A 24,747-nucleotide genomic window follows, 5' to 3' on the forward strand; every position below is an offset into this window, starting at 1 on the left:
CAGACCGGCGGTCAGGCGGTTTATGCGTCCGGTGTCGATGGCAGCGGGGTGATCAAGTACGGTTCCCTCGATCTCGCACTGGCGGCGCTCGCCAGGATCCAGGGTACCGCCGGGGTCAGCGAGGTGTCGCTGGACATCATTCAATCCATCAACGAAAAACAATAGGTCGACACTGTCTCGTGAAGGGGAAGGGGCGCGGGCGGCACCGCGCCCCTTTCTTTCGGCGTTGCGGCCGATCGCGGCCGACGGCCCGCGCGGCACGGGCCGGTCCGTCCGCCGCGTCGGTGGGGATCGTCGATTCCGGCGGCCAGGACCGGGGCGCCTTTCCAGGGGAGACGCGCGGCCGGAAGGACCGAGGCGACGGCGGATCGCCGGGTCGGCCGATGGCAGCATGAACGGCAGGTCACCGCATCGGCAGGCAGCGATCGCGGCTCGCGATTCCGGCAGGTTCTCCTTGTCCATCATCACATAGGCTCCGATGTCCATCCTCTGCTCGCGGCGAGGGGCGATGTCACGCGAGCGGAACATCGGCTTTCGCTCTCCACCTGTGCACTTTCGATAAAAAAGGCGGATCGGTGGGCTGCCCAACACAACCGTAAGAATCGTCAGGTAAAAATATAGAGATCCTACTTATTTTCGAGTGGCCTGATTCGGCCGCTCACGAGCACGGAGGATGCCGGTCGCGTAGATCGTCCATGGATCGTCATTCCGGAGGACGGTAGTCGATCGGGCGATCGGTCTATTTATCTAGAAATCCTAAGTAATCAGTAAAAACAGAAGCAGCGAGGCGCGGCCTCCGGGTGCGTCGAGACAGGGCCGCGGAGGCGATTGGCCGCAGCCCGGGACATGCGGATGAGGAGACCAGGCGGGCGCGGAGACATCCGCGCGGAGGTCCGGCGATCGGATGGCGCAAGCGTGTCGCCGGCAATCCGAGGGCGGACTGAGCCATCGATCATCACTACAACAGGAACAGCCCATGAAGAACGATTTGAATCCCAAGAGAAGACGCGTGATGGTGGCCACGGGGCTGGCCGCCTCGGGTGTCGTCACGGCATCGCTGTTCACGCCGGCGAAAGGCGGCACCAGCCAGGGCGGTCTCACTTCCCAGAACATCGGAACACTGGTGCCGGACAAGGGCGACCCGGTTCGCGGGGTGTTTTCGCCGGTGATCGACTGGCCGATGATTCCGATTCACGCGATCCTGACCCGGGACGGGCGGGTGTTGACCTACGGCAGCACCAAGCGCGGCTTCCAGTCGGGGATGTTCTATTACGACGTCTGGTCGCCGTTCCTCGGGTCGGGGCCGGGAGCCCATCAAACCTTGCCGAACAACACGAAAGTCGATCTCTTCTGCAGTTCGCAGCTCACCATGGCGGACGGGACGGTAGGCATCTTCGGCGGAGACGTCACGGTCGGCGCCAGCGACAGCACGGGCTATTCCGTCAACGCATTCACCAATGCATACATCACCGTGTATGACCCGGGCACGGCGGACAGCACCAAGCAGCTGGTCAAGCAGAACAATCAGATGGTGCTGCCGAGGTGGTACTCCACCGCGACGGTGCTGCCCAACAACGAAATCTATCTGCAGGGCGGCACGGGCGGCAACGCCTATCCGGAAATCCGCGGCGTGCCTGACGGCGTCCACCACTTGCTGAACGGCGCCTACACGGGCGGATACGACGATTGGTATCCGCGCAATTTCGTGGGTCCGAACGGCAAGATATTCGGCAAGACCGGCGTGCTGCTTTTCGAGGTGGACCCCAAAGGCAACGGCTCCACCAAGACGCTGAGCCGCACCGCGCCGTACAACCCGTTCGCGGCCGGCAGCCGGGGCGAGGCGGTCGTGATGTTCGCGCCGGGCAGGATTCTCGTGGTCGGCACGGGCGGCGACGCGCGCGCCGCCAGCGTGATCGACATCAACGCGATGGAGGCGACCGGCTCGGGCGCGTCGTCGACGCCCAGCGTGATACCCGCCGTCACGGCCAGCTCGAAACTGAAGCGTCCGCGCACCTGGGGCCATGCGACCGTGCTGCCGAACGGGCAGGTGTTCGTCAACGGCGGGTCGCTGGGCTACAACGAATTGGCGACCAGCAGCTATACCGCCGAGCTTTACGATCCGGCGACGAACAGCTGGAGCGACGGCGCGACGGCCGCGCATTCGCGCATGTATCACGCGACGTCGCTGCTGCTGCCGGACGCGACCGTGCTGACGGGCGGCGGCGGCGCCAGCACGCCGACTTATCCGGGCCCCGAATTTCCCGTCAATACGAATGCGGAAATCTATTACCCGCCGTATCTGTTCAATGCCGACGGAACGCGCGCGACGCGGCCGGTGATCGACCTGGCGCCCGCCACGGCGACGGCCAACGGCACGCTGGCGCTCACCTCGTCCGACGCGGGTTCGATCCGGCGCGTCACGATGGTGAAGACCGGCTCGACCACGCACTCGTTCAACATGGAGCAGCGCTTCATCGAATTGCGCTTCACCCAGCAGGGCGCGCAATTGACCGCCACGTTGACCAACGATCGCCATCAGTTCACGCCGGGCATCTACATGGTCTTCGCGATCAACGCGAGCGGCGTTCCTTCCGTGGCCAGCCTGGTGCGCGTCGATCCGGACCCGGAGATTGCGGCCACGGCGACCCGAACCCTGCGCGTCATGCCGCTGGGCGACGCCATCACGTACGGCTACATCAACCTGCCGGGCACCCAGTACTCGGGGTATCGCGCGCCGCTGCAGGGCTTGCTCGCGAAAGCCAGCATGAACGTCCAGTTCGTGGGGTCCGTCTACCCGGGCAACGGCGTGTACGGCATCGATACCCATCATGAAGGCCATCCCGGCATGCTGATCGCCGACATGGCGGCGAACGCCGCGAACTGGGTGGCGAAGGCGAGACCCGATGTCGTGCTGCTGCAAATGGGCTTCACGGACATGCTGACCAACTATCAGGCGGATACCGCGCAAGCGCGGCTCAGGAAGCTGGTGGAGACCGTTCGCGCATCCGCGCCCGGCGTCAGGATCGTTCTCTCCACGCTTGCGCCGACGCCCGATGCGGCCACGCAGGCGCGCATCGGCAAGTTCAATGCGCAAGTGGCGAGTCTCGCGAGCGAACAGGCCGCGCAGTACCAGGATGTCGTTCTGGTCGACAGCGCGGTCCTGATTCCGAAGGTGGGCGTGGACTATTACGACGCGCTCTACCCGAACGACAACGGCCATACGAAGCTCGCGAAGATATGGTTCGACGGCATCGTTCGCGCGGTGGGGACGTCGGCCGCGAAGCGGGCGACGTGAGTGCGGACAGCGGCATTCGGGCGGCCGCTCCGGATGCTCGGGCGGGGATCGTCGTTCGGATCGCCGCGCAGCGGGCGAAAGCGGGACTGGCACGGCCGGGGATTCACAGGCGGCCGGCGATCGGCGGCTCGAGCGGCAGCCGCACCGTGAGCGGGCCGGCATTGCCGGCCCCGATGATTAGGACTTGAAACGAGGACGTCATGACGATTTTTTCAGGTGCAGCAACGATGTTGATCGCGGCGGCGGCGACTGCCGCGCCGGCGGCTCAGGCGGTGGCGTATTCGATGCCGATGTCCGGCGCGGGTGCGCGGCCGGCCGTGCGGGTGGTCAGGGTGAGCGACGACGCGCAGCGTCCGCCGACGACGCCGGGAGAAGCGCCCGTATCGCGCGACCGGGCTCAGCGGGATCAGGCCGTGATGGAGTTGAAGCGCCGCTTCAATGCGGCGGCCGATCCGGTGACGCATCGCATGTCGCTGGCGGAGGCTCGCCGGACCGGGTGGACGGCGGTTGCCGATCACTTCAGCGAAATCGACGCGTCCGGCAGCGGGTCGGTGGGGTTCGACGACGTCGCGCACTATCTCAGGGCGCGCAGGCATCCGGCGTTCGTCGGCCAATGACGGACGAACGGAAGCGGGCGTTGTCGGTCCGACTGGCCGATGCGACAGTGTTGGACATTTCACGGAGGGACAAACGAATGACAACGTTCTTGCGTTACCGGGGCATCGGCATGGTTGCGCTGGTGCTTTGCGTCAGTGCGTGCGATAGCGCGCCGGTCGCCGGCGGGAAGATCGCGCCGGGTTCCGATCGGGATGCGCATGGCTGCATTCCGTCCGCCGGCTATGCGTGGTGCGAACGCACGGCGAAGTGCGAGCGGCCGTGGGAGCTTGCGAAGGAGCGCGGCTTGCCGTCGACCGCCGACGCGTTCGATCAGTACTGCCGCGCGCCGGCCGGCTCCTGACGGACGGTCCGGCGCGTCCCGGCAGCGAACCGGTGGCCGCGCGTCGTTCCGCCCGCGCCGCGCGGGACGATGTTCAAGGCGGCGGCCGCAGCGGCTGCGCACCCGGAATATCGGGTGCGCCGCGCTGGGCTTCGACCGGCGCCGGCGCGACGGCCGGGTCCGGACTCCAGCTGGTGCCGCCCTGCTTGACCTTCACGGGCGGCAGCGCCTTGACGAGCGGAGCGGCCGGCGGGGACGCCGGGGACGGTGCGGGCGGCGGCGCGGCCCGCCCATCGCCGGACACGGCCGGCGGCGGCGCGGTGTCCGGCGCGACCGGCGCGTCCGGCGAGCGATAGCGCCACAGCCCCAGCGCCGCCGCCAGACCCAACAGCCCCACGGCGATCATCAAGAACCAGCGGGCACGCAGCGTCACCAGCTCACCTGATCGTTCAGCGCCAGCGTGCCGCTGGCCGGCGTCTGACACTGACGGTTGGCGGAGCGGTTCTCCCAACTGACGCTGCCGTCCGCGTTCTTGCGGTAGTACTTGTACTGGATCGCTTGGCCGGCGGGCAGGTTGACGGTGTTGCTCCACACCGGGTAGCCGGCGGGATCGACCGGGATGCCGAGATCGGTGTTCCAGTTGCCGAGCGCGCCGACGCTGCCGGTGACGTAGACCTGCTGACCGGGCTGCGTGCTCGCATTGACGTTGATCGCCACGCTTACCTGGCCGCTCTGGAGCGGCGCCACGCAGTTGTTGTAGCGCGCGCAGACGATCGACGGGATGTCGACGATGCGGCCCGCCTGCATCGAGGCCAGCAGGCTGATGTATTCGCCCATTGCCCAGTTGAGCGGCGCCATCGACTTGGTCGGCTGGCCCGGGGAGTAGCCGGCCGGCGTGGTCACGGCCCAGCCGTCCGGCAGCGTGGTCGAATTCGACCATACCTGCTCCGGCAGGAAGCCTTGCGGCGTGGCCAGTTGCTTGAGCGTGGACAGATACGCCGCGCCGGCCTGGCCGCTGCCCTGGCGCGCGATCTCGTACATGCCGCGCTCGGCGGTGAAGATCGGCCACAGGCGGCCGGCGCCGGTCCCGTCGAAGTCGCTGCCGTCGTTGTGTTCGCCGTAGCCGTCGAAGTTGTAGCGGAACCACGCGTTGGGGGACAGCGCCGGTGTGTTCGGCAGGGCCAGCGACTGCCCCAGCACGCTGTCGTACACCGCGATCGTGTTGACGACGGTGGGATCGGTCGCGCGCTTGACGCCCATGCGGACCAGCTCGAAGAAGCCGCCGTCGACCACGCGCCGCGCGTCGTGATTGCCGCCGCCGTTCTTGACCGCCAGCGTTTGCGCGGTGTCGGGGCCGGCGGTGGGCGCGAAGCTGGCGAGATCGACGCCGCTGCCGGCGCGGCCGGCCGGATTGATCCGCACGTAGTAGCTGCCGTTGCCGAACGAACCGGTGGACGTGTAGGTCCAGGCCGCGACGTTTTCCTGCCAGTAGTCGGCGGTCGCCAGGTAGCGCGCGGCGCTGGCGGTGTCGCCGTTCTGGCCGGCGATGTCGGCGGCCGTGACGAGCCCCGCGATTTCGGCGGCGATGGTCGACGGCGAATAGCCCGAGTTCTCTTCCCAGCGTTCCTGATAGGTCCAGGGGCCGGTGTTGACGATGTAGTCGGCGCTCAGCTTGATCTTCGGCCACAGCGGGTTGAATACGCTCGGGCCCAGGCGCCACGCGAGGATGATCGGCATCGCCTGCTCGTCCATCTGCGTGCCCTGCCAGTAGGGCCAGCCGCTCACCCACGCGTTCTGCGGGAAGCGGCCGATCCGGCTGTAGCCCTGCGCGCAGCCGGAGGCGTTGTATTCGGCGACGCCGCAGTTGCTGGTCTGCTGCAGCGTGTTGAACAGATAGCCGACGACGCTCGACGCGGTCGCGGTGTCGCCGGCGGTGGTCAGCGCGTTGGCGAACTTGAACAGATCGCGCGGCCAGACCAGGTGATAGCCGCCCGCGTTGGCGTCGCCCTGCGTTTCGCCCCAGGGCGTGCCGATGCCGGCGATCATCGCCCCGTTGCTCTTGTCCTGCATGGTCTTGAGCGTCATCGCCGCCAGATAGTAGGCGTTGTCGGCCGCGCCGTTCTGCGTCGACAGGCCGGCCGCATAGGTGTGCCAGGCCGTGTCGTACTGCTGCTGCTCGGCGCTCAGATTGCTGCCGAGCACCGAGCCCGCGTCGCTCAGCGCCTGCGCTTGGCTGCCGCCGAAGCCGAGCACCACGTCGAACGACACGCTGGTGGCGGTGGGGTCGCCGAGATCGAGCCAGCCCATCTGCGCCACGTTGCCGTTGGTCGCCGACGAGAACGTCCAGTCCATCGTCTTGTCGGCGCTGCCGCCGAGCAGGTCGGTCCAGCCGTCGCTTTGCCCGACGAAGCCGTTCGACGTCATGCTCACGCCGTTGACCACCTTCCACGGACGATTGCTCACCAGCGCGGCGTAGCGGCTGTTGTGACTCGCGGCCAGCGCGGTGCCGCCGCCCGATGCCATGGTCTGCGCGGTGTTGTTGCTGCCGGCGTTGTCGAGGTAGGGCTTGGACAGCATGTAGAGGTTGAAATCGCCGACCTTGCGGCCGTTGAGCGCGGTGAAGGTCACGCGCTGGACGATCGCGTTGTAGTTCGGATCGGCGAAGATCACCTTGCGGATCTGCCAGTTGTGCGCGCCGTTGCTGGTCGCCACCTGCCAGCTCATCGTGCGCGCATCGGTCTGGGTGGCGGTGTACGCCTGGAGTTTTTCCTCGTCGACGAAGGTCTTGCCCGCGTCGCCGACCAGGAACTGCAGGTCGATGGATTCGGGCGTGTCCAGCACCGGGTAGTAGACCTCGGACAGGATGCCGCGATACCCGGTGAAGTAGACCCGCGACGCGCCGTTGACCGCGGTGCCCAGGAACGATTTGGCGGCGGGGCCGCGCACCGGCGTCGCGCCCGGCGAGCCGAACGCTTCGGCCGCCGGCGCGGATTGAACCAGGGCGGCGGCCAAGAGGCCCGTCAGCGCCGCCATTGTCATACTGAAGCCTCGCGTCGGCATTTCGTCTCTCTCCGTTATGTATTGTGCTTTGTGTTTTGTCGCCGATTCTGTCGTCGCGCGACGTCTGCTGTATCTCACGAGCGCTCGCGAGCGTCAATCGTTCTGACGTTGAATGACAAACGCGGCGCGCGCTCGACAAAGGCACGCGCGATAGGCGTGTCGCCGGATCGAGGGGAGGGTGGGCGCGAGGCGGAGCACGCCGCCACGCATGCCCGATTGTTTCGCGAACGGAACGGTTCGCCCGCATTGTGCGCAATGCGCGGAGGAAAGCGCGCCGGGCCCGGCGCAAGCGGACGCTGGCCGGAGGTGCGATCCGCGCACGCCGGGAAATCAAGGAATGCTGATCGAATCAATCAGGATGCGGCACCGACGGCGCAGCGATGCGCGTCCCGGCGCCGAGGATTGCCGGGTCTCCGCCGGACGCGGGGCTCCCGGAAGCGCGCCGCGCCGCGCGGGATCAACGCACGACGTCCAGCTCCCGTTTCTGCAGCTCCTTGCGCGCGGCGAGCGGGATGCGCGCATCGTCCCACGCCGTCAGCCACTCGACCTCCTTCTCGGTAAACACCTCGCCGTAGTTGCGCAGCGCGTACTGCAGCGAATCGATGATGTGGTTGCGGATGATCTCGGGCGTGCGCGCATCGTCGAGCACGGATCGGAAGGCTTCAAGCGTGGCCATCGGGTCGCTCCGGGTAAGGGATAACCCGGTTATCGCACGTCAATAGTGATTCGCCAACCCGAAAAAAAAATGCGCCCGAAGGCGCGGCGGATCTCGCTCGCCCGCGCCCGGGCTGCCGGGGCGGCGCGCGGCGCGGGCGATGGGTTGAGCGTCAGTGCGCGATGCCCAGGCCCGGCAGCGTGCGCGTGCCTTCCAGCCTGACCGCGTGCAGCAGCTCGGGCTCGAGCCCGAGCACGCGCAGGATCGTCGGTGCGACCTGGGTCGTGAGAACCGGCGCATCGACCGTGCGGCCGTGACGAAATCCGGCGTACGACACGACGAGGCCCAGATGGCTGTCGTCCGGCGCGTTGCCGCCGTGTTCCTCGTCCTTCTTCTTGCTCGACGTGTAGATCACGCCCGGATTCGGTTGCACGATGATGTCGGGCGTGCGGCCGAACGCCGGATCGCCGAACCGTTCGGCGATGCGCGAGCCGGACAGGATGTACGCCTGCGGGCCGTTCGCGCAGATGCCGGGCGCATTGCAGCCGAGGTTGGCCTTCAGCGTCGAGACCACCGCGTTCAACTGCCCGCGATCGCGCAGCCAGATCAGGCCGACGTCGTCCGTCTGCACGAAGCCGGTGTCGACGAGGCCGCTACCGTCGTTCAGGTTGCCCGTGCGCGTGTTGTTCTGGCCGAAGTTGCCGTTCGGGTCGAGATAGTTGTTCGCTTCGAGCAGCTGCGTCAGCGTGTCGCCGTTCTTCACCAGCTGGGTGTGATCGGTCGGCGACTGGCCGTGCTTCGCGGTCACGATCACCACGGTCGAGTCGTACAGGTTGCGCTGCTTCAACTCGGCGACGATGCGGCCGAGCGCGCCGTCCACGTAGCCGATCGCGTTCGCGACCTCGATGCCCGGCGTGAAGCCGGCGTCGAGATAGCCGCCGCCGGACGCGACCGTCGCCTTCTGCGCGACGCTCAACGTCTGGAAATCGGTGCCGAACACCGTCGGCACGGCGGCGCTCGCCGCGCCCGTCGAATCCTTGCCGTCGATCTCGTTGATCAGCGCCTGCACGTGGTAGTCGTCGAACTTTTCGGTATGCGAATAGAGGTCCGTGTAGTTCGTGTTCGTCGCCGGATCGATCGAGTTGATCTCGGTGCGCGCGAGATCGTCGACACCGTCGCCCGACGGGCCGTTCAGCCAGTCGTAGCCCCACGCGTGCTTGTCGGCCCAGGCGGTGCGCGCGCCGCGGAGATGGCGCTTGACCACTTCGAACACCGTGTTGGTCTTCACGTAGTCGTGCGGATAGACCGAGACGCACCGGCCGTTCACGAGCGCGTGCGGGATCGCCTGCGGGTTGAACGCGCCGCCGCCGTTCAGGTGCACCAGCGCGCCGCCGTTCTCCGCGTCGATGCCGGTCGTTTCGTCGAACACGACGTTCCAGCCTTGCTTGCCGGTGCAGGCCGCATCGGACGGTGCGTACAGCGTGCGGTCGTAGGACACGTCGTAGAAGAGCCCGGCGCTCTTCGGCGAGCCGCCCGTCACGAGCGCGGCGAGACCGGGAAACGAATCCGACAGCCCCGGCGTGTGCGCGTTCGTGTACGTCACGCCCGAGCGGGCGAGCAGCGCGAGGTTCGGGCACGTGTTCGCGCCGACGCAGCGCGCGACGTCCTGTTCGTGCATGCCGTCCACGCTGATCAGCAGCACGCGCTTCGCGCCGTCGCGAGGGGGGGCGCCCTCGCGGCCCCGATCCTGATTCTGAGCGTGCGCGACGCCGCACAGGCTCGCGAACGCCACCACGCTCGCACCGAACAGCGCCCGCCTGCGAATCCCTTTTTCTGCTCGCTTCATGTCATTGACCTCGTTGGTTGGACCGTCGTTGAAACACCCGCACCCGGACACGCAATCTGCGTGGGGAATGCGAATGTGTCGTGACGCCGGGCTTTCGTTTTTCTATCGGGCGGGAGCGCGCGGCCGTGCGGTGCGGGACAGCCGGGTTGTGAGAATTTGTATCCGCGCACGGCGGGCGATGAGGCAGTTGATCAGGATGCCGATGTTGTCGGCGCGATAGCGCGGGCATGCGGAAACATCGGCATGCCCGCGCGTCCGGCTCAATCCGCGGCTTGCCGCGCCTGCGCGCGCCATTGCGCGGGCGTGACGCCGACCAGGCGCTTGAAGGCGCGCTGGAATGCCGCGTCCGACAGATAGCCGACCGCTTCGCCGATCTCGGCGACGGGACGCGCATCCCGCGCGAGCAGCCGGCTCGCCAGCGCCATCCTGATTTCCGCGAGCACGTCGCTTGCCGAGCGGCCGATCGCGTCGTCGAAGTGCCGCACGAAGGTGGCGCGCGACATATGGCAGAGCGCGGCGAGCTCCGGCAGCGTCCACGGCTTGCCCGGCTGCTCGAACATCGCGTCGAGCGCGGGTTGCAGACGCGGCCGTTGCGCGAGCGACAGCAGGCCCCCCGGCGGTGTGGGGCCGGCACTCGCGTAGCGCAGCGTGAGCGCGAACAGCGCGCCCGACAGCGCGGCGACGAGCGTATCGCTGCCCGGCCCGCGCTCCAGCGATTCCTCGCGCATCAGACCGATCAGGCGGGCGAGCCGCCCGCCGCGCGCCGCCGTGCCGGGCGCGTGCGCCGCGTCGCTGTGCACGAGCAGCCGCGCGGGCAGATCCTGGCGCCACAGCTGCCGGGGCATGGCCGGCAGCAGGAAGCGGCCGCACAGGATGTCGGCTTCGGGACCGTCGCCGTCGTTCGTCACGATCTCCAGCCCGGCTTCGTCGCGAACCTGCGCCGCGCGCGGCGCGGCGTCGCTGCCGTCGCGAAGCGCATGCGGGATGCCGGACGGGAACAGTACGATGTCGCCCGCGCGCATCCGCAGCGGCGGGGCGAGGCCGTCCTCGATCAGCGCGTCGCCGCTCAGCAGCACGTGGTAGGGAATCTCGCGCTCGCCCGACACGGGATGGTCGAGGCGCCACGGGGCGCCGAAGTGGCAGCGCGTGTCCACGCGGCCGCTGACGGGCATCAACGCAAGCAGACGGCTGAGCAGATCCATGAGCGGTGGATGAGATGATTGAGCATGAATTGGCGATATTGTGGCATTAAAAAGATCGGGATGTCGGCCTAGACTGATTTCCATACCGCCTGACCTGGCGGGTCGAACGGAAACCCCTTCTCAAGGAGATGCACGATGTCCCGACTGACGACCCTCAATCCCGCCGACGCCACGGGCGCCGCCGCCGACGTATTCGCGAAGATCCGCAAGGCGATCGGCAAGGTGCCGAACGCCTATGCGACGATCGGCACGCACAACCCGGATGCGCTGGCCGCGATGCTGGCCGTCGATGCCGTGGTGGCGGCCGGCTCGCTGTCGAAGGCCGAGATCGAGACCGTGCGGCTCGCGGTCAGCGAGGCGGCGGGCTGCGACTACTGCGTGGCCGCGCATACGCTGGCAGGCAAGTTCGCGGGACTCGCGCCGGACACGATGAAGCAGATTCGTCACGGCGAAGCGACGGGCGACGCGAAGCGCGACGCGCTGGTGCGGTTCGTGCGCACGCTGGTGCAGACGCGCGGCACGGTGCCCGCCGACGCGCTCGACGCGTTTCGCGCCGCAGGCTACGGCGAACGGCAGGTGATCGACGTGGCGCTTACGATCACGGCGATCACGTTCACGAATCTCGTGAATCGCACCAACGATACCGATCTGGATTTTCCGGCGGCGGATTGAGCGGGCGGCGGCCGGACGCCTTTGCGCGGTAACGAACGGGGAAGGACGAGACCGCCGGGCGACGGGCGACGGGCGACGCGAGGCCGTCGCGGCGGCCCGCGCCGGCGCGCGTTCAAAGCGACCAGGCGGCGTTCTGCAGCACGATCCGGTAGCCGTCCGGATCCTCGAACGTCAGGCCGTCGCGATCCCAGTACGGATTCTCGGCGGCGCGCGGTTCCGCGCCGAACGCGCGCACGCGCGCGACCGCCGCGCGCCATGCGTCGCGATCCGGCAGATAGAGGACCAGCAGGTGTTCGGGGGTCGGGGCGTGGCGGACCGTCACGCCGCGCTGGTGAGTCAGTTCGAGGTGCCACTGGAGGCCCGGCTTGCCGAGCATCACGCCGTCGAAACCGGCGTGGTCCTCGAAGCGGGCGAGGATGTCGAGGCCCAGCGCCTCGGTGTAGAAGCGGACGGCGGCGGCCAGATCGTTGGTCGGCCGGGCAACGCGCAGAACCGGGGCATGCATGGCGGCGCTCCTGACGGGAAAGGAAGGGGAAGCCCGGCACCCAGCATAGCGAATCGCGGGCAGTTCCGCCGCCGCCGCGCGGGGCGCGCCGCGGCCCCTGCCGCCGGCAGCGCGCCGGGGCTTACTTGGCGGGCGTTGCGAGGCCGTTCTGCAGCAGCTCGGTCAGGAGGCCGGTCATGCCGTCGGGATGCGTTGCCGCGCGGTCCTTCAGTTGCGCGACCAGTTCGCCGTTCAGCTTGCATGCGAACGGCACGAGGCCTTGTGCCTGGTCGAGCTTGCGGCGTTCGCGGCGGTCGAGCGCGGGTTCTTCCGCCCCCTTGCCGAATCGCGCGGAGCTGCCCTGCTTCATCGCCTGGGTCAGCTTCAGTGCCTTGTTTTTCTCGAGATCGGTTTTCTTCATTGTCATGGCGGACGCCTTTTACGTAAATGTGTGCGATTGTACGCATCGCGCCGCGCGGCGCACACTTGCCGCGCCGCGGGCCGGGAGCGCGACGGCCATGCGCGAGGGTTCCGGCGGCCGGCTTGCGCCGTCCCGCCGGCCGCGCGGCGGGCGCGCCACGGGTGGCCCGCCTATCCTGCCCGCCCGATGTCGGCCGGCCGGCAGAGGCCTCGGCCCGCATTGCCGGATACAATTCGGCAGCTTCCGATTTCCTGACCCGATCCATTCATGGCCACACCACCTCGCGCCTTCCTGCTGGGCCCCCTGCTGAAAGGCGTTTCCCGCTCGTTCTATCTGACGCTGCGCGTGCTTCCCGAAGGGATGCGCGACCCGATCGGTCTCGCCTATCTGCTCGCGCGCGCCGCCGACACCATCGCGGACACGTCGTTGATCGCACCCGAGCAGCGGCTCGCGCTGCTGCTGTCGCTGCGCGCTCAGGTGAACGGCTCGCCCGATCCCGCGGCGCTGCGGCGCATCGCGGTCGAGGTGGCGGGGCAGCAGACGCAGTCCGATGAAAAAACCCTGCTCGAATCGCTCGAACCCGCGCTCGCGATCCTCGCGCAGTTCGGCGCGGCCGATCGCGCGGCGGTGCGCGGGATCGTCACGACGCTGACGGAGGGCATGGAATTCGATCTGCGCACCTTCCCCGACGAAACGTCGGGCCGGATCGTCGCGCTGCGGCGCGTCGCGGAGCTGGACCATTACACGTACATGGTCGCGGGATGCGTCGGCGAATTCTGGACGAAGATGACCTACGCGCACCTGCCGGGCGTGCTCGCCGCGCACCCGGACACGATGATGGAGCGCGGGATCCGCTTCGGCAAGGCGCTGCAACTGACCAACGTGCTGCGCGATTGCGGCAAGGACTTGCGCATCGGCCGCTGCTATCTGCCGACGGAAATGCTCGACCGGTTCGGCCTCGCGCCCGGGGATCTGCTGCGGCCGGATGCATCGACGCGCGCGCGGCCGCTGCTGGTCGAACTGGTGCGCATGACGCTCGCGCACTTCCGCGCGGGCGTCGATTACACGTTCGCGATTCCGGGGCATTCGGTGCGGTTGCGGCTCGCGTGCCTGTGGCCGATCCTGATCGGTCTCAAGACCCTGGTGCTGCTCGTGTCCAACGACGGATGGCTCGACCCCGCGCGGGTCTCGAAGGTGAAGCGCAACGACGTGTACCGGATCGTCGCGTGCTCGCTGCCGCTGGCGGCGTCGAACGGCCTGCTGCGGATCTGGATCGAGCGGCTGATCGCCGACGTCGAGGCGCGGATCGGCGGCTGAATGCGGGTTGCCGCCAGCGTTCCCATCCGCCGCGGAAGGGCGCGGCCGACGCGGAACCGCGCGCCTTCGAGCAGCGCTCGAGCGCGCGTTCGCCTTCGAGCGAAACGAAAGAGGCCGGCGCGGCGGCCATGCTTGAACGTGCGCGGCCCGGCCCCATCTGCGTGGCGGCCATCCCGGCCCTTCGCGATACGACCAAGAGGACTTTCACATGCGTTTGTTGCTCGCCTTGCTGCTGCCCTGGCTGCAATTCTTCACGATCGGCCGTCCGTTCGCGGGCCTCGTCTGCCTGATCCTGCAGATCTCGCTGATCGGCTGGCTGCCCGCCGCGATCTGGTCGGTGTACGCGTTGAGCCAGTACAAGACCGACCGGAAGATCGAACACGCGCTGCGCACGCGCTGACGCCGGCGGCGGGCGCGCCGACGCGCGCGCCTACTTCACCGCGAACAGCGTCAGGTTCATGAAGATCTTGAACGCGTAGCCGAGCGTCAGGGCGCCGGCCACGCCGCCCGCCCACAGGACGACGCACCACGCCCAGCCGGGCAGCCGGCGCGCGCCGGCGCGCGGCTCAATGGTGGTAGTAGTGCTGGTCTTCATGACGCACCTTGCCTCGGAACACCCAGTAACCCATCGTGGTGTACGCGATGATGATGGGCAGGATCACCGCGGCGCCGACCAGCGTGAACATCTGGCTCGAGCGCGGCGCGGCCGCCTCCCACAGCGTCACGCTTTGCGGAATCGCATACGGCCATAAGCTCACCAGCAGGCCGACATAGCCGAGCAGCACGAGCAGCAGCGCCAGCACGAACGGCGTCATGTCGTGACGGTCGCGCACCGCGCGATACATGAACACCGCGCATGCCGCGACCAGGAACGGCACCGGCAGCAGGCGCCAGAACAGGCCGGAATCGAACCAGCGCTGCGCGATCGACGGATCCTGCATCGGCGTCCACAGGCTGACGACCGCGATGAAGCTCAGCAGCACGACGGTCAGCGGCCACACGACGCGATGCAGGCGGCGCTGCAGATCGCCTTCCGTCTTCGCGACCAGCCAGCAGCAGCCGAGCAGCGCATAGGTGGCGATCAGACCGAGGCCCGTCAGCAGGCTGAACGGCGTGAGCCAGTCGAACGCGCCGCCGGCGAACTGGCCGTTCTCGACGGGAATGCCCTGCAGGAACGCGCCGAGCGCGACCCCCTGAAAGAAGGTGGCGCCCGTCGAGCCGCCGATGAACGCGAGATCCCACAGATGCTTGGTGCGGCGCGCCTTCGCGCGGATCTCGAACGATACCCCGCGGAAGATCAGGCACACCAGCATGAAGATCAGCGGCAGATACAGCGCCGACAGCACGGTCGAATAGACCATCGGGAACACGGCGAACAGGCCGGCGCCGCCGAGCACGAGCCAGGTTTCGTTGCCGTCCCAGACGGGCGCGACCGTGTTCATCATCAGGTCGCGCTCCTTCTCGTCCGGGAAGAACGGGAACACGATGCCGATGCCGAGATCGAAGCCGTCCAGCACGACGTACATGAACAGGCCCAGTGCGATGATCGCGGCCCAGATGACGGTGACATCCATTTTTCTACCTCGTTGGCGTGGGCGGTCAGGCCGCGTCGATCAAGTGGTTCGTCGCCGACAGCGGGCGGCGGCCGGTGTGGTCGGGGCGGCTGTCGGGCGCGTCGCCCGACGTGTCGCCGGGCAGCGCGGGGCCGGCCTTCATCAGCTTCAGCATGTAGTAGACGCCGGTGCCGAACACGAGGAAGTACACGACCACGAAGGTCATCAGCGACAGGCCGACCTGCTGCGTCGACAGCGGCGAGACGGCCTGCGACGTGCGCATCACGCCGTACACGACCCACGGCTGGCGGCCCACTTCCGTCGTGACCCAGCCGGCGAGCAGCGAGATGAAGCCGGTCGGTCCCATCGCGAGCGCGCAGCGCTGAAACCACTTCGATTCATAGAGCCGGCCGCGGCGGCGCAGGAACCACGCGGCGAGCGCGAGGCCGATCATCGCGAAGCCGAGCGCGACCATGATGCGGAAGCTCCAGAACACCACGGTCGAGTTCGGCCGGTCCTCCGGCGGGAATGCCTTGAGGCCGCGGATCTCGCCGTCCCAGCTGTGCGTGAGGATCAGGCTGCCGAGATGCGGAACCGACACCGCGTAGCGGGTGGTTTCGGCCTTCATGTCGGGAATGCCGAACAGGTTGAGCGAGGTGCCGCCGGGTTCGGTTTCCCACAGGCCTTCGATCGCCGCGATCTTCGCGGGCTGATGCTTGAGCGTGTTGAGGCCGTGCTGGTCGCCGATCACCGCCTGCAGCGGCGCGAGTACCAGCAGCAGCCACAGCGACATCGAGAACATCTTCTTCACGGCCCGGTCGCGGCGGCCCTTCAGCAGGTGCCATGCGGCGGTGGCCGCAACCACGAGCGCGGCGACGATGAACGCGGCGACCGCCATGTGCGCGAGGCGATAGGGGAACGACGGATTGAAGACGATCTGGAACCAGTCGGTCGGCACGACCTTGCCGTCGACGATCTCGAATCCTTGCGGCGTCTGCATCCAGCTGTTCGACGCGAGGATCCAGAAGGTCGAGATCAGCGTGCCGATCGCGACCATCAGCGTCGCGCCGAAGTGCGCGCGCGGGCTGACCTTGTTCCAGCCGAACAGCATGATGCCGAGGAAGCCGGCTTCGAGGAAGAACGCGGTCATCACCTCGTACATCAGCAGCGGCCCGGTGACGGACCCCGCGAAGCTCGAGAATCCCGACCAGTTGGTGCCGAACTGGTAGCTCATGACGACGCCGGACACGACGCCCATGCCGAACGCGACCGCGAAGATCTTCGACCAGAACAGGCACAGGGTTTTGTAATGCGGCTTGCCGGTCTTGAGCCAGCGATATTCGAGTACCGCGATGAAGCTGGCGAGTCCGATGCTCAGCGCGGGAAAGACGATGTGGAATGAGACTGTGAAGGCGAATTGCAGGCGGGCCAGATCTAGGGCCGAGAATGCGGTTTCCATACGAGTAGACCGAGGCTGACGACACCCGCCGGCGGGGCTGCCGGCGGACCCCGCGCCGCGCGCGAGAAGGGTGGGCGCCAGGGTTGAGCCGAGTATGGCCGACCGTGTTGCGGTGCGAAATGCGCCAACTCGTCGCAGAGGTCGAGCGCCGCCGCAAGCAAGCCTGATCTAAATCATTGATTGGCATCAAGTTTGATCCACCTGGTTACTCCGTTGACACGGACGGCGGATCGGCTCGGCTGCGGCAATACACCGCGCCGCAGCAGAGCGGGTCAGACGCGGCGCGCGTCGTCGAGCAGGCAGTCGAGCAGCGCGCGGCCGCGATGGGTGAGGTGCAGCACCGATGCGTCGCCGTCGCGCTGGTCGAGCGCGACGAGCCGGTAGCGCGCCAGCGCCGCGAGATCGTCGTCGAGCAGATGCGCGGGGCGGGGCATGTCCTTCAGCAGCAGCAAGGCCGCGAGTTCGTGGTGGCTCAACATCGATACGCTCCTTCACGGACGGGCAATAGTGAAGAGACTAGCGGGCGAATCGGACGGCCGGGCTACAGCCGTGTTGCCGGACGTTACCTCGTAACGTCCGGGACCGGCCGCAGGCTCCCGCACGCGCGCTTCGTCACGGCGATCATATCCGGCAACACGATGCCCGGCGGCGATGCGGCGCGAACGATGCATCAGTCCGCACTGAGACAATCGACGCAGCGTGGAGCGCCGGCCGCCTGGCGCGGCGCGCACGACATTCGCTCCTTGTGCAATTATTCGATCGAAAACCCGTCAATCGATATGCATCAAAAGAGAAATTATAAAAATTCGGATCGACACATATTTGTCGAATTCCGGATTGAGCATCGGTATCGGTATTCGCTGCTTTTTCCTTACACTTTTTATCAATCGTTACTATTTGTCATGTAGCGAACAGTTGATCAAACAGGCTAGTGGCTTACTTCTATACGTGTGTAGTTGGCCTGAACAACCCTTGACTTTTCCGTATGAAGGCGCGGGGTTGAAGATCGAAGGCGGCGGAGATCCCGCTGGCTTCCGGTCGTGGTGTCGCCGGGTGTTTCGCCTGAGGCGCTTGCCGGAGCGAACTGGCTATCAGCCAGCAGGAGCGGGGGCCGGTGCGGGCCGCGAACAGGGAACGGGTTCGGTCCGAAGGGGCCGTGTCCGGGGGATACGCCTGCGCGTTTGCGTGCACGAACGCGCCGGATGTCTGCTGCCGAGCGAATGAAGGATCGCGAGCCGCGACGGGTGTCGGGACGCTCATGATGGCCAGGCGGCGACGCGTCTTCTCGGCGTCTCGCCGGGGACGAATATCGACTCGAATTTCGAATCGGATAATCGAAAACATATCGATCCGAGCCGAATTCCATTGCGCATATGATCAATGCGCATCGGTTAACTTGTTTAATTTCATTAATAAAAATCAATATCGATATTTTTTGTAATGTCGACGTGTCCGGTTGATCAAACCAATATTATTTAGGATGGCGAATAATGAGAGAAATTGCGGTGGTGGGGATGGCCTGCCGGTTTCCAGGGGGAATTGACGATCTCGACGGCTTGCTGGCGGCGCTGCGCGCGCGTCAGGTGACCGCGGGGCCGGTGCCGGCGGACCGGTGGGATGCGGCGCGCTACTACGCGGCCGACGAGGGGGCGAAGGGCAAGGCCTATGTCGACAAGGGCAATTTCCTGAGCCAGGACGTCCGGTCGATGGATGCGGAGTTCTTCGATCTGCCGCCGCGCGTCGCGGAGAATCTCGATCCGCAGCAGCGGCTTCTGCTCGAACTGATCTGGGAGGCGTTCGAGAACGCCGGGCTCGATCTGCCCGCACACGCCGGCCGGAAGGTGGGGGTCTATGTCGGCGGCTTCATGCTCGACCACATGATCACGCTGATGCAGGTGACGAATCGCACGCGTCACAACGCCAACACGGCGGCTGGCATGATGATGACGATGCTGGCCAACCGCCTGTCGCATGCGTTCGACCTGCGCGGGCCGAGCCTGTCGATCGACACGGCCTGTTCGTCGTCGCTGGTCGCGTTCAGCTACGCGTGCCGCGACATCTGGTCCGGCGAGTGCGACATGGCCGTGGTCGGCGGCGCGAACGTCATGACGCGCCCCGAGTATCCGATCGGCATGTGCAAGGGGCAGTTCCTGTCGCGCGACGGGCAATGCAAATCGTTCGACGCCCGGGGTGACGGCTACGGCCGCGCGGAAGGCGGCGGCATCGTGGTGCTCAAGACGCTTGAACGGGCGCTGGCCGACGGCGACACGATCCTCGCGACCGTCGCGGGCGCGGGCGTGAATTCCGACGGCCGGACCCCCGGCATCTCGATGCCGAGCAGCGAAGCGCAAGGCCTGCTGATCCGGGACGTCTGCGACCGGTTCGGGATCGATCCGGCGCAGGTGCGCTACGTCGAGTGCCACGGCACGGGCACGGCGGTCGGCGATCCGATCGAGGCCGCGTCGATCGGATCGGTGTACGGCGCGAACCGCCACGGCGACGCGCGCGTGGTGCTCGGTTCGATCAAGAGCAACATCGGTCATCTGGAGGCGGGCGCGGGCATTGCCGGCGTGATCAAGGCGGTGCTCACCCTGATGCATCGCGAGGCGTTCGCGCTCGGCAACCTGCAGACTCCGCATCCGGGCATTCCGTTCGAGGAGATCGGCGTCCGCCTGGCCGACGCGCCGATTCCGCTCGCCGCGCCCGGCGAGCCGTTTCTCGTCGCGGTCAACTCGTTCGGCTACGGCGGCACCAATGCGCACGTGGTGCTGCGCTCGGCGCCGGCCGCCGAACCGGCGCGCGCCGGGGCGGCGGAGCGGCCTGCCGGCCATCCGCTCTATCTGCCGCTGTCGGCGCGCGGCGCCGCGGCGCTCAAGACGCTGGCCCGTCGCTACGACGAGCACCTGGCGGCGTCCGGCGACGATCTCGCGGACCTGCTGCATTCGGCCGCGTTCCATCGCGCGCCGCTCAGCCACCGGGCTGTCGTGACCGGCGCCGATCGCGCGCAGTTGCGGCGCGGGCTCGATGCGCTGGCGCAGGGCGAGCAATCGGCCGAGGTCGTCTCCGGCCGGCAGGCCGCGCTCGGCCGCACGGACCCGGTCTGGGTGTTCACCGGCATGGGACCGCAATGGTGGGCAATGGGCCAGGAGCTGTATCGCGACGAGCCGCTGTATCGGGCGACGGTGGACGAAGCGGACCAGATCTTCCAGCGGATCGCGGGCTTTTCCATCGTCGCGGAGATGCTCAAGAGCGAGGCCGAATCGCAAATCGTGCGCACGGCCTACGCGCAGCCCGCGAACTTCATGATCCAGTGGGGGCTCGCCGCGCTGCTCGGCGCCGCGGGGGTGCGGCCCGGCGCGGTGGTGGGCCACAGCGTCGGCGAGGTCACGTCGGCGTGCGTGAGCGGCGCGCTGAGCCTGGAGGACGCGCTGCGCGTCAGCTACGAGCGCAGCCGCCTGCAGGCGCTCACCGCCGGCACCGGCAGCATGCTGGCCGTCGGGCTCGGCGTGAGGGAGATGGAAGCGTGGCTGGCGCCGTTCGCCGGGCGCGTCGAGATCGCGGCGGTCAACGGACCGAACACCCTCACGCTGTCGGGCGAGACGGCGGCGATCGAAGCGCTGGCGAAAGCGCTGAGCGCGCACGAAGTGTTCAATCGCCAGCTGGCGGTCGAGGTGCCGTATCACAGCCATCTGATGGACCCGATCCTCGACGAGCTGAGTGCGTCGCTGCGGCCGATCGTGGCCCGCGAGCCGTTGCTGCCGCTGGTCTCGACGGTGACCGGGCGGCGCGCGACGGGGCCGTCGTTCGGCGCCGACTACTGGCCGCTGAACGTGCGCCAGCCGGTTGCCTTTCTGGACGCGATCCAGTCGCTGCTCGACGACGGTTTCGTGACGTTCGTCGAGATCGGCCCGCATCCTGTCTTGTCGAGCGCGCTGCGCGACTGCGCGAAGCAGCATGCGAAGGAAATCCGCGTGGTCGAAACGCTGCGTCGCAACGAGCCCGAGTGCGCGCGCGTGCATCGCACCGTCGCGCAGGTGTTCGCGAGCGGCTGCGCGATCGACTGGGCCCCGCTCAACGGCGCCGGCCGCTTCGCGGCGCTGCCGAACTATCCGTGGCAGCGCGAGCGCACGTGGCTCGAGACCGAGCGCGCGATGTATCAGCGCGTGAGCCCCACCGATCTGCCGCTGCTCGGCTGCGAACAACATCCGGCCACCGACGTGTGGGTCAACGACCTCGAACACCAGGCGCTCGCGTTCCTGAAGGACCACGTGATCTCCGGCGTGCCGATCATGCCGGCGGCGGGGTATGTGGAAACCCTGCTGGAGGTCGCGGCGGCGGTGCATCCCGATGCGCCGGGCTGGCGGATCTGCGACGTGGAGATTCGCGCGCCGCTGGTGATTTCGAACGATCGCGCGCTCGACTATGTGTCCCGCTGCGCACGCGACACGGGGCACGTGTCGATCCGCAGCGTCGAGAGCGGCAAGGTCGGTGAAGGTCAGTTGCATCTGACGGGCCAGGTGGGCGCGCTGCAGGCGGCGGAGACCCGGCGCATCGATCTGGCCGCGCTGAAGGCGTCGCTCGACGCGGGGCAGGCGCCCGAGGCGTTCTATCTCGGGCTGTCGCGCCTGGGCCTGCAGTACGGGCCGAGCTTCCGGGCGGTGCGCGCGCTGTACGCGGGCGGGTCCGGCGGCCGGGTGCTGGCGCTGATCGAATGCCCCGACGATCTGTCGGGCGTGGGATATCGCGCGCAGCCCGCGATGCTCGACGCGTGTTTCCAGGTGCTGGTCGGTCTGCTCGACGGCAACGACGCGACCTATCTGCCGACGGGCTTCAAGGAACTGCGGCTGCTCGTGCCGGCGCTGCCCGCGCGCTACTGGTGCGAGGCGGTGCAGGTTCGCTCCGGGCCGGCGCACGTCGACGCCGATCTCACCCTCTGCGACGACGCCGGCACGGTGCTCGCCGTGATACGCGGGATGCGCGTGACGGCATCGTCGACGAAGCTCGCGCGCACCGACGCGTTCGGCGATCCGGTGAAGCTGCAGATGGCGCGCTACGAATGGAGCGACGCCGGACACCTGTCCGAGCCCAAGCGGCTCGGCCACTGGCTGGTGGTCGAGGACGACGCGAGCCGCTCGCTCGCCGACCGGATCGCGTCCGGCCTGGAGGGCTTCGGCGCGCGGGTCTGCGCGCGGCTGCGCGCCGGGTCCGTGTTCGGCGTTCAGGGCGAACGGACGACCGTGCGCGTCGACGTGGCGGGCGACGTCGAGCAGGCGCTCGCCGCCGCCGGCCCGGTGGACGGGGTCGTGTTCGTGCACGGCGGACAGGCGCTGCTCGAAGGCGAGGATCCGACCGGAACGGGCGCGCTGCTGTTCATGCTGGCGGTGACTCGGCAACTGGCGGGCCTGCCGGCGGCGCAGCGGCCGCGCGCCTACGTCGTGACCCGCGACGCATTCAAGGTGACCGACAGCGATCCGCCGGTACAGCCCGCGCAGACGGCATTGAACGGCTTCGCCCGCGTCGCCTTCAACGAGATCGACGGGATGCGCTTCGGCACGGTCGACCTGCCCGCGCTCGCGACCGAGGGCGACGTCCGCGCGGGCGTGCTGGAACTGGTGTGCGACGCCGCCGAGGACGAAGTCGCGATCCGGCGGGGCCGCCGCTTCGCGAGCCGTCTCGACGTGAATCCGTGGTTGACCGAGCCGCTGGTCGAAGCGCTGCCGCTGACCGGCGAGCGCGCGGTGCGGGTGCGCGGCGCCGACGAGCTGGACGGCAGCCCGGGCAGCGTCAAGCTGATCGAAGTACCGCGCGGGCCGCTGCATGCCGGCGAGATCGAATTGCGGGTCGAGCGCGTCGCATTGACGATGCGCGGATTGCGCACGTCGAACGGCCAGACGCTGGACCGGGATCACGTGGAAGTGATCGGTACGGTGGCGGGCATCGGCGCGGGGGTGGTCGACCTGCGCGTCGGGCAGCGCGTCTACGGTCTCGCGCCCGCCGAGTTCGCCAGCCATCTGCGCGGGCCGCGTTCGGCGTTTCACGTGGTTGAGCTGGAGGCCGGCGTCGACGATGCGCGGCTGCTGTTCGTCGCGGTACGCGAGGCGGTCGCGGAGCGCCTCGCCGAGCAGGCCGATCTCGATGCGGGCGCGCACGTGCTGGTCGAGGCCGACGAACTCGGCCTGGCGGTGGACGCGGCGCTGCGCCGGCGCAGCATCCGTACCACGCTGCTGGGCGCGCCGGGCGCGGCGGTGCAGGAGGCGGTGGGACAGATGCTGGAGCCGGCCTCGCACGCGGCACTGGAGGCGGCCGTGCTCGACGGCACCGGCGGGCGGGGCTTCGATGCCCTCGTCGGCCCGATGGCCGCGTGGGCCGACCGGTTCGGCTGGCGCGCGCTCGCGACGGGCGGCGTGCTGATCGACACCGAGCCGTACACGCGCCCGTTCACGGTGCCGCGCGCGGCGTCGTCGATCGTGCGGGCGGATCTGTCGGTGCTGACGCAGCGCGCCGACCGCTTCGCGGCGGCGCTGCGCCGGGCCGTGGCGCGCGCCGGGGCCGGCGGCTGCCCGCCGACGGACAGCCTGTCGGTGTCGATCGCCGATCTGGCGACGAGAAAGCTCGCGCTGCCCGACGCGGACATCCCGCTGATCGTGGCGTTCGACGAGAGCGCCGAAGCGCTTCAGGTACAGGTCCTGCAAACGGCGGCGTTCAAGCCCGATGCGAGCTACCTGGTCACCGGCGGCTTCGGCGGGTTCGGCCAGAAGACGGCGCGCTGGCTGGTGGCGCGCGGCGCGCGGCATATCGTGCTGGCCGGGCGCACCGGCGCGGACACGCCCGAGCGCGCCGCGTTCGTCGCGGACCTGCGTTCGCGCGGCGCGACCGTGCTGTGCGTGAGCGCGGATCTCGCCGACGAACGCGAGGTGCGCAAGCTGTTCGCGGCCATCGCGGAGGCGGCGCCGCCGTTGCGCGGCGTGTTTCATTCGGCGGCGGTCATCATCGACGAACCGATCGTCGACCTGGATCCGCGGCATCTGTTGCAGGTGATGCGCAGCAAGGCGGAAAGCGCGCGGCTGCTGCACGTGGCGACGCGCGCGATGCCGCTCGACCATTTCGTTCTGTACTCGTCGATCGCCAACCTGGTCGGCAACAGCCGTCAGGCCAGCTACGTCAGCGCGAACGGCTTTCTCGACGGGCTCGCGTGGCACCGGCGCGCGCTGGGGCTGCCGGCGACCAGCATCAACTGGGGGGCGATCGCCGACGTCGGCGTGGTCACGCGCGACGAAAAGCTCGAACAGTTCATGCGCTACATGGGGCTGCGCGGCATGGAGTCGGCGGAGGCGCTCGACTGGCTCGAACGCGCGATGCGGCGCGGCGTGACGCAGCTCGGCATCACGCTGATCACGAGCTGGGCGGATTGGGGGCGCTACGAGACGCTGGCGGACCGGTCGTCGCGCTATGCCGACCTGATCGCCGCCGACGCGCAGGCGAACGGCGACGCGGGCGATCTGTTGCGGGTGGAGCTGGCCGCGTTGCCGGCCGCCGATCGCTTCACGGTGCTGGCGAGCCTGATCGCGTCGCTGATCGCCGACGAACTGGAGACGGCGGCGGACGCGATTCCGGTCGACCGGCCGATTCTCGACCTCGGCGTCGATTCGTTGATGGCGACCGAGATCCAGTCGCTGTTGCGCCGCGATCTCGGCATCACCGTGTCGGTGCTCGAGATTCTCGACGACCTCACGATTCGCGCGATCGCGGACAAGGCGCTCGGCAGCTTCGGTCTCGGCGAGGCAGCGGACGGCGCGGCCGTGCCGCGAGTCGAAGCCGCCTGAGCGCGAACCGGACCCGCCCATGA

The 24,747-nt window shown here is 68.2% G+C and carries 18 protein-coding genes; 7 read left to right on the top strand and 11 right to left on the bottom strand.

The window, feature by feature from the left end; translation table 11 throughout:
* The first annotated feature begins 976 nt into the window (after positions 1 to 976).
* From RZR99_RS14220 to RZR99_RS14230, 3 genes are all read left to right on the top strand, one after another.
* Complete coding sequence (locus tag RZR99_RS14220; protein WP_323120419.1) at positions 977 to 3,295, top strand: galactose oxidase-like domain-containing protein; 2,319 nt, start codon at positions 977 to 979, stop codon at positions 3,293 to 3,295.
* A gap of 200 nt (positions 3,296 to 3,495) precedes the next feature.
* Positions 3,496 to 3,912, top strand: a complete 417-nt coding sequence (locus tag RZR99_RS14225; RefSeq protein ID WP_323120420.1) for a hypothetical protein — start codon at positions 3,496 to 3,498, stop codon at positions 3,910 to 3,912.
* Between the two features lie 77 nt (positions 3,913 to 3,989).
* The gene (locus tag RZR99_RS14230; RefSeq protein WP_323120421.1) at positions 3,990 to 4,253 is read left to right on the top strand and encodes a hypothetical protein; all 264 of its coding nucleotides are present in this window, start codon (positions 3,990 to 3,992) and stop codon (positions 4,251 to 4,253) included.
* 73 nt (positions 4,254 to 4,326) lie between these two features.
* Here the strand turns inward: RZR99_RS14230 and RZR99_RS14235 are convergent, their stop codons facing one another.
* The 5 genes from RZR99_RS14235 to RZR99_RS14255 all read right to left on the bottom strand — a co-directional run bounded on the left by RZR99_RS14235 (position 4,327) and on the right by RZR99_RS14255 (position 10,995).
* Entirely contained in the window at positions 4,327 to 4,668 is a 342-nt protein-coding gene (locus RZR99_RS14235; protein ID WP_323120600.1) for a hypothetical protein, read from the bottom strand.
* Entirely contained in the window at positions 4,662 to 7,271 is a 2,610-nt protein-coding gene (locus RZR99_RS14240; RefSeq protein WP_407655449.1) for a glycoside hydrolase family 15 protein, read from the bottom strand. The genes RZR99_RS14235 and RZR99_RS14240 overlap by 7 nt, the downstream gene beginning before the upstream one ends.
* A 478-nt stretch (positions 7,272 to 7,749) precedes the next feature.
* Complete coding sequence (locus RZR99_RS14245) at positions 7,750 to 7,968, bottom strand: hypothetical protein (RefSeq protein WP_323120422.1); 219 nt, start codon at positions 7,966 to 7,968, stop codon at positions 7,750 to 7,752.
* 151 nt (positions 7,969 to 8,119) lie between these two features.
* Positions 8,120 to 9,793, bottom strand: a complete 1,674-nt coding sequence (locus RZR99_RS14250) for an alkaline phosphatase family protein (RefSeq protein ID WP_323120423.1) — start codon at positions 9,791 to 9,793, stop codon at positions 8,120 to 8,122.
* A gap of 260 nt (positions 9,794 to 10,053) precedes the next feature.
* Positions 10,054 to 10,995 carry an AraC family transcriptional regulator gene (locus RZR99_RS14255; RefSeq protein ID WP_323120424.1) on the bottom strand — a complete coding sequence of 314 codons (942 nt, stop codon included), beginning with the start codon at positions 10,993 to 10,995 and terminating at the stop codon, positions 10,054 to 10,056.
* Between the two features lie 135 nt (positions 10,996 to 11,130).
* Between RZR99_RS14255 and RZR99_RS14260 the strand changes: the two genes are divergently transcribed.
* Positions 11,131 to 11,667: a carboxymuconolactone decarboxylase family protein gene (locus tag RZR99_RS14260; RefSeq protein WP_323120425.1), complete on the top strand. Its 537-nt coding sequence runs from the start codon at positions 11,131 to 11,133 to the stop codon at positions 11,665 to 11,667.
* A gap of 112 nt (positions 11,668 to 11,779) precedes the next feature.
* Here the strand turns inward: RZR99_RS14260 and RZR99_RS14265 are convergent, their stop codons facing one another.
* The gene (locus RZR99_RS14265; protein ID WP_323120426.1) at positions 11,780 to 12,172 is read right to left on the bottom strand and encodes a VOC family protein; all 393 of its coding nucleotides are present in this window, start codon (positions 12,170 to 12,172) and stop codon (positions 11,780 to 11,782) included.
* Between the two features lie 121 nt (positions 12,173 to 12,293).
* Positions 12,294 to 12,578 carry a hypothetical protein gene (locus tag RZR99_RS14270; RefSeq protein WP_323120427.1) on the bottom strand — a complete coding sequence of 95 codons (285 nt, stop codon included), beginning with the start codon at positions 12,576 to 12,578 and terminating at the stop codon, positions 12,294 to 12,296.
* A 261-nt stretch (positions 12,579 to 12,839) separates the two neighbouring features.
* Between RZR99_RS14270 and RZR99_RS14275 the strand changes: the two genes are divergently transcribed.
* Positions 12,840 to 13,889 (top strand): phytoene/squalene synthase family protein, encoded by a 1,050-nt coding sequence (locus tag RZR99_RS14275; protein WP_323120428.1) that lies wholly within the window; start codon positions 12,840 to 12,842, stop codon positions 13,887 to 13,889.
* A 208-nt stretch (positions 13,890 to 14,097) separates the two neighbouring features.
* A complete protein-coding gene (locus RZR99_RS14280; RefSeq protein WP_323120429.1) occupies positions 14,098 to 14,289 on the top strand; it encodes a YqaE/Pmp3 family membrane protein in 192 nt (63 codons plus the stop codon).
* 30 nt (positions 14,290 to 14,319) lie between these two features.
* Here the strand turns inward: RZR99_RS14280 and RZR99_RS14285 are convergent, their stop codons facing one another.
* The 4 genes from RZR99_RS14285 to RZR99_RS14300 form a co-directional block, all read right to left on the bottom strand.
* Complete coding sequence (locus tag RZR99_RS14285) at positions 14,320 to 14,484, bottom strand: hypothetical protein (protein ID WP_323120430.1); 165 nt, start codon at positions 14,482 to 14,484, stop codon at positions 14,320 to 14,322.
* Positions 14,456 to 15,463: a cytochrome d ubiquinol oxidase subunit II gene (gene cydB / locus RZR99_RS14290; RefSeq protein ID WP_323120431.1), complete on the bottom strand. Its 1,008-nt coding sequence runs from the start codon at positions 15,461 to 15,463 to the stop codon at positions 14,456 to 14,458. The genes RZR99_RS14285 and cydB overlap by 29 nt, the downstream gene beginning before the upstream one ends.
* 25 nt (positions 15,464 to 15,488) lie before the next feature.
* Positions 15,489 to 16,901 (bottom strand): cytochrome ubiquinol oxidase subunit I, encoded by a 1,413-nt coding sequence (locus RZR99_RS14295; protein WP_323120432.1) that lies wholly within the window; start codon positions 16,899 to 16,901, stop codon positions 15,489 to 15,491.
* 272 nt (positions 16,902 to 17,173) lie between these two features.
* Positions 17,174 to 17,380, bottom strand: a complete 207-nt coding sequence (locus tag RZR99_RS14300; protein ID WP_323120433.1) for a hypothetical protein — start codon at positions 17,378 to 17,380, stop codon at positions 17,174 to 17,176.
* A gap of 1,011 nt (positions 17,381 to 18,391) precedes the next feature.
* Here RZR99_RS14300 and RZR99_RS14305 point away from each other — a divergent pair.
* Complete coding sequence (locus RZR99_RS14305) at positions 18,392 to 24,724, top strand: SDR family NAD(P)-dependent oxidoreductase (protein WP_323120434.1); 6,333 nt, start codon at positions 18,392 to 18,394, stop codon at positions 24,722 to 24,724.
* Positions 24,725 to 24,747: the final 23 nt, after the last annotated feature.

The organism is Burkholderia alba, assembly GCF_034721475.1.
Classification (GTDB): domain Bacteria; phylum Pseudomonadota; class Gammaproteobacteria; order Burkholderiales; family Burkholderiaceae; genus Burkholderia; species Burkholderia alba.

Excerpts from the sequence above, each read along its gene's own strand:
- RZR99_RS14245 (WP_323120422.1), bottom strand. The coding sequence starts at position 7,968 with ATGGCCACGCTTGAAGCCTTCCGATCCGTGCTCGACGATGCGCGCACG.
- RZR99_RS14230 (WP_323120421.1), top strand. The coding sequence starts at position 3,990 with ATGACAACGTTCTTGCGTTACCGGGGCATCGGCATGGTTGCGCTGGTG.
- RZR99_RS14265 (WP_323120426.1), bottom strand. The coding sequence starts at position 12,172 with ATGCATGCCCCGGTTCTGCGCGTTGCCCGGCCGACCAACGATCTGGCC.
- cydB (WP_323120431.1), bottom strand. The coding sequence starts at position 15,463 with ATGGATGTCACCGTCATCTGGGCCGCGATCATCGCACTGGGCCTGTTC.
- RZR99_RS14260 (WP_323120425.1), top strand. The coding sequence starts at position 11,131 with ATGTCCCGACTGACGACCCTCAATCCCGCCGACGCCACGGGCGCCGCC.
- RZR99_RS14270 (WP_323120427.1), bottom strand. The coding sequence starts at position 12,578 with ATGACAATGAAGAAAACCGATCTCGAGAAAAACAAGGCACTGAAGCTG.
- RZR99_RS14225 (WP_323120420.1), top strand. The coding sequence starts at position 3,496 with ATGACGATTTTTTCAGGTGCAGCAACGATGTTGATCGCGGCGGCGGCG.
- RZR99_RS14285 (WP_323120430.1), bottom strand. The coding sequence starts at position 14,484 with ATGAAGACCAGCACTACTACCACCATTGAGCCGCGCGCCGGCGCGCGC.
- RZR99_RS14255 (WP_323120424.1), bottom strand. The coding sequence starts at position 10,995 with ATGGATCTGCTCAGCCGTCTGCTTGCGTTGATGCCCGTCAGCGGCCGC.
- RZR99_RS14295 (WP_323120432.1), bottom strand. The coding sequence starts at position 16,901 with ATGGAAACCGCATTCTCGGCCCTAGATCTGGCCCGCCTGCAATTCGCC.
- RZR99_RS14305 (WP_323120434.1), top strand. The coding sequence starts at position 18,392 with ATGAGAGAAATTGCGGTGGTGGGGATGGCCTGCCGGTTTCCAGGGGGA.
- RZR99_RS14300 (WP_323120433.1), bottom strand. The coding sequence starts at position 17,380 with ATGTTGAGCCACCACGAACTCGCGGCCTTGCTGCTGCTGAAGGACATG.
- RZR99_RS14250 (WP_323120423.1), bottom strand. The coding sequence starts at position 9,793 with ATGAAGCGAGCAGAAAAAGGGATTCGCAGGCGGGCGCTGTTCGGTGCG.
- RZR99_RS14240 (WP_407655449.1), bottom strand. The coding sequence starts at position 7,271 with ATGACAATGGCGGCGCTGACGGGCCTCTTGGCCGCCGCCCTGGTTCAA.
- RZR99_RS14275 (WP_323120428.1), top strand. The coding sequence starts at position 12,840 with ATGGCCACACCACCTCGCGCCTTCCTGCTGGGCCCCCTGCTGAAAGGC.
- RZR99_RS14280 (WP_323120429.1), top strand. The coding sequence starts at position 14,098 with ATGCGTTTGTTGCTCGCCTTGCTGCTGCCCTGGCTGCAATTCTTCACG.
- RZR99_RS14220 (WP_323120419.1), top strand. The coding sequence starts at position 977 with ATGAAGAACGATTTGAATCCCAAGAGAAGACGCGTGATGGTGGCCACG.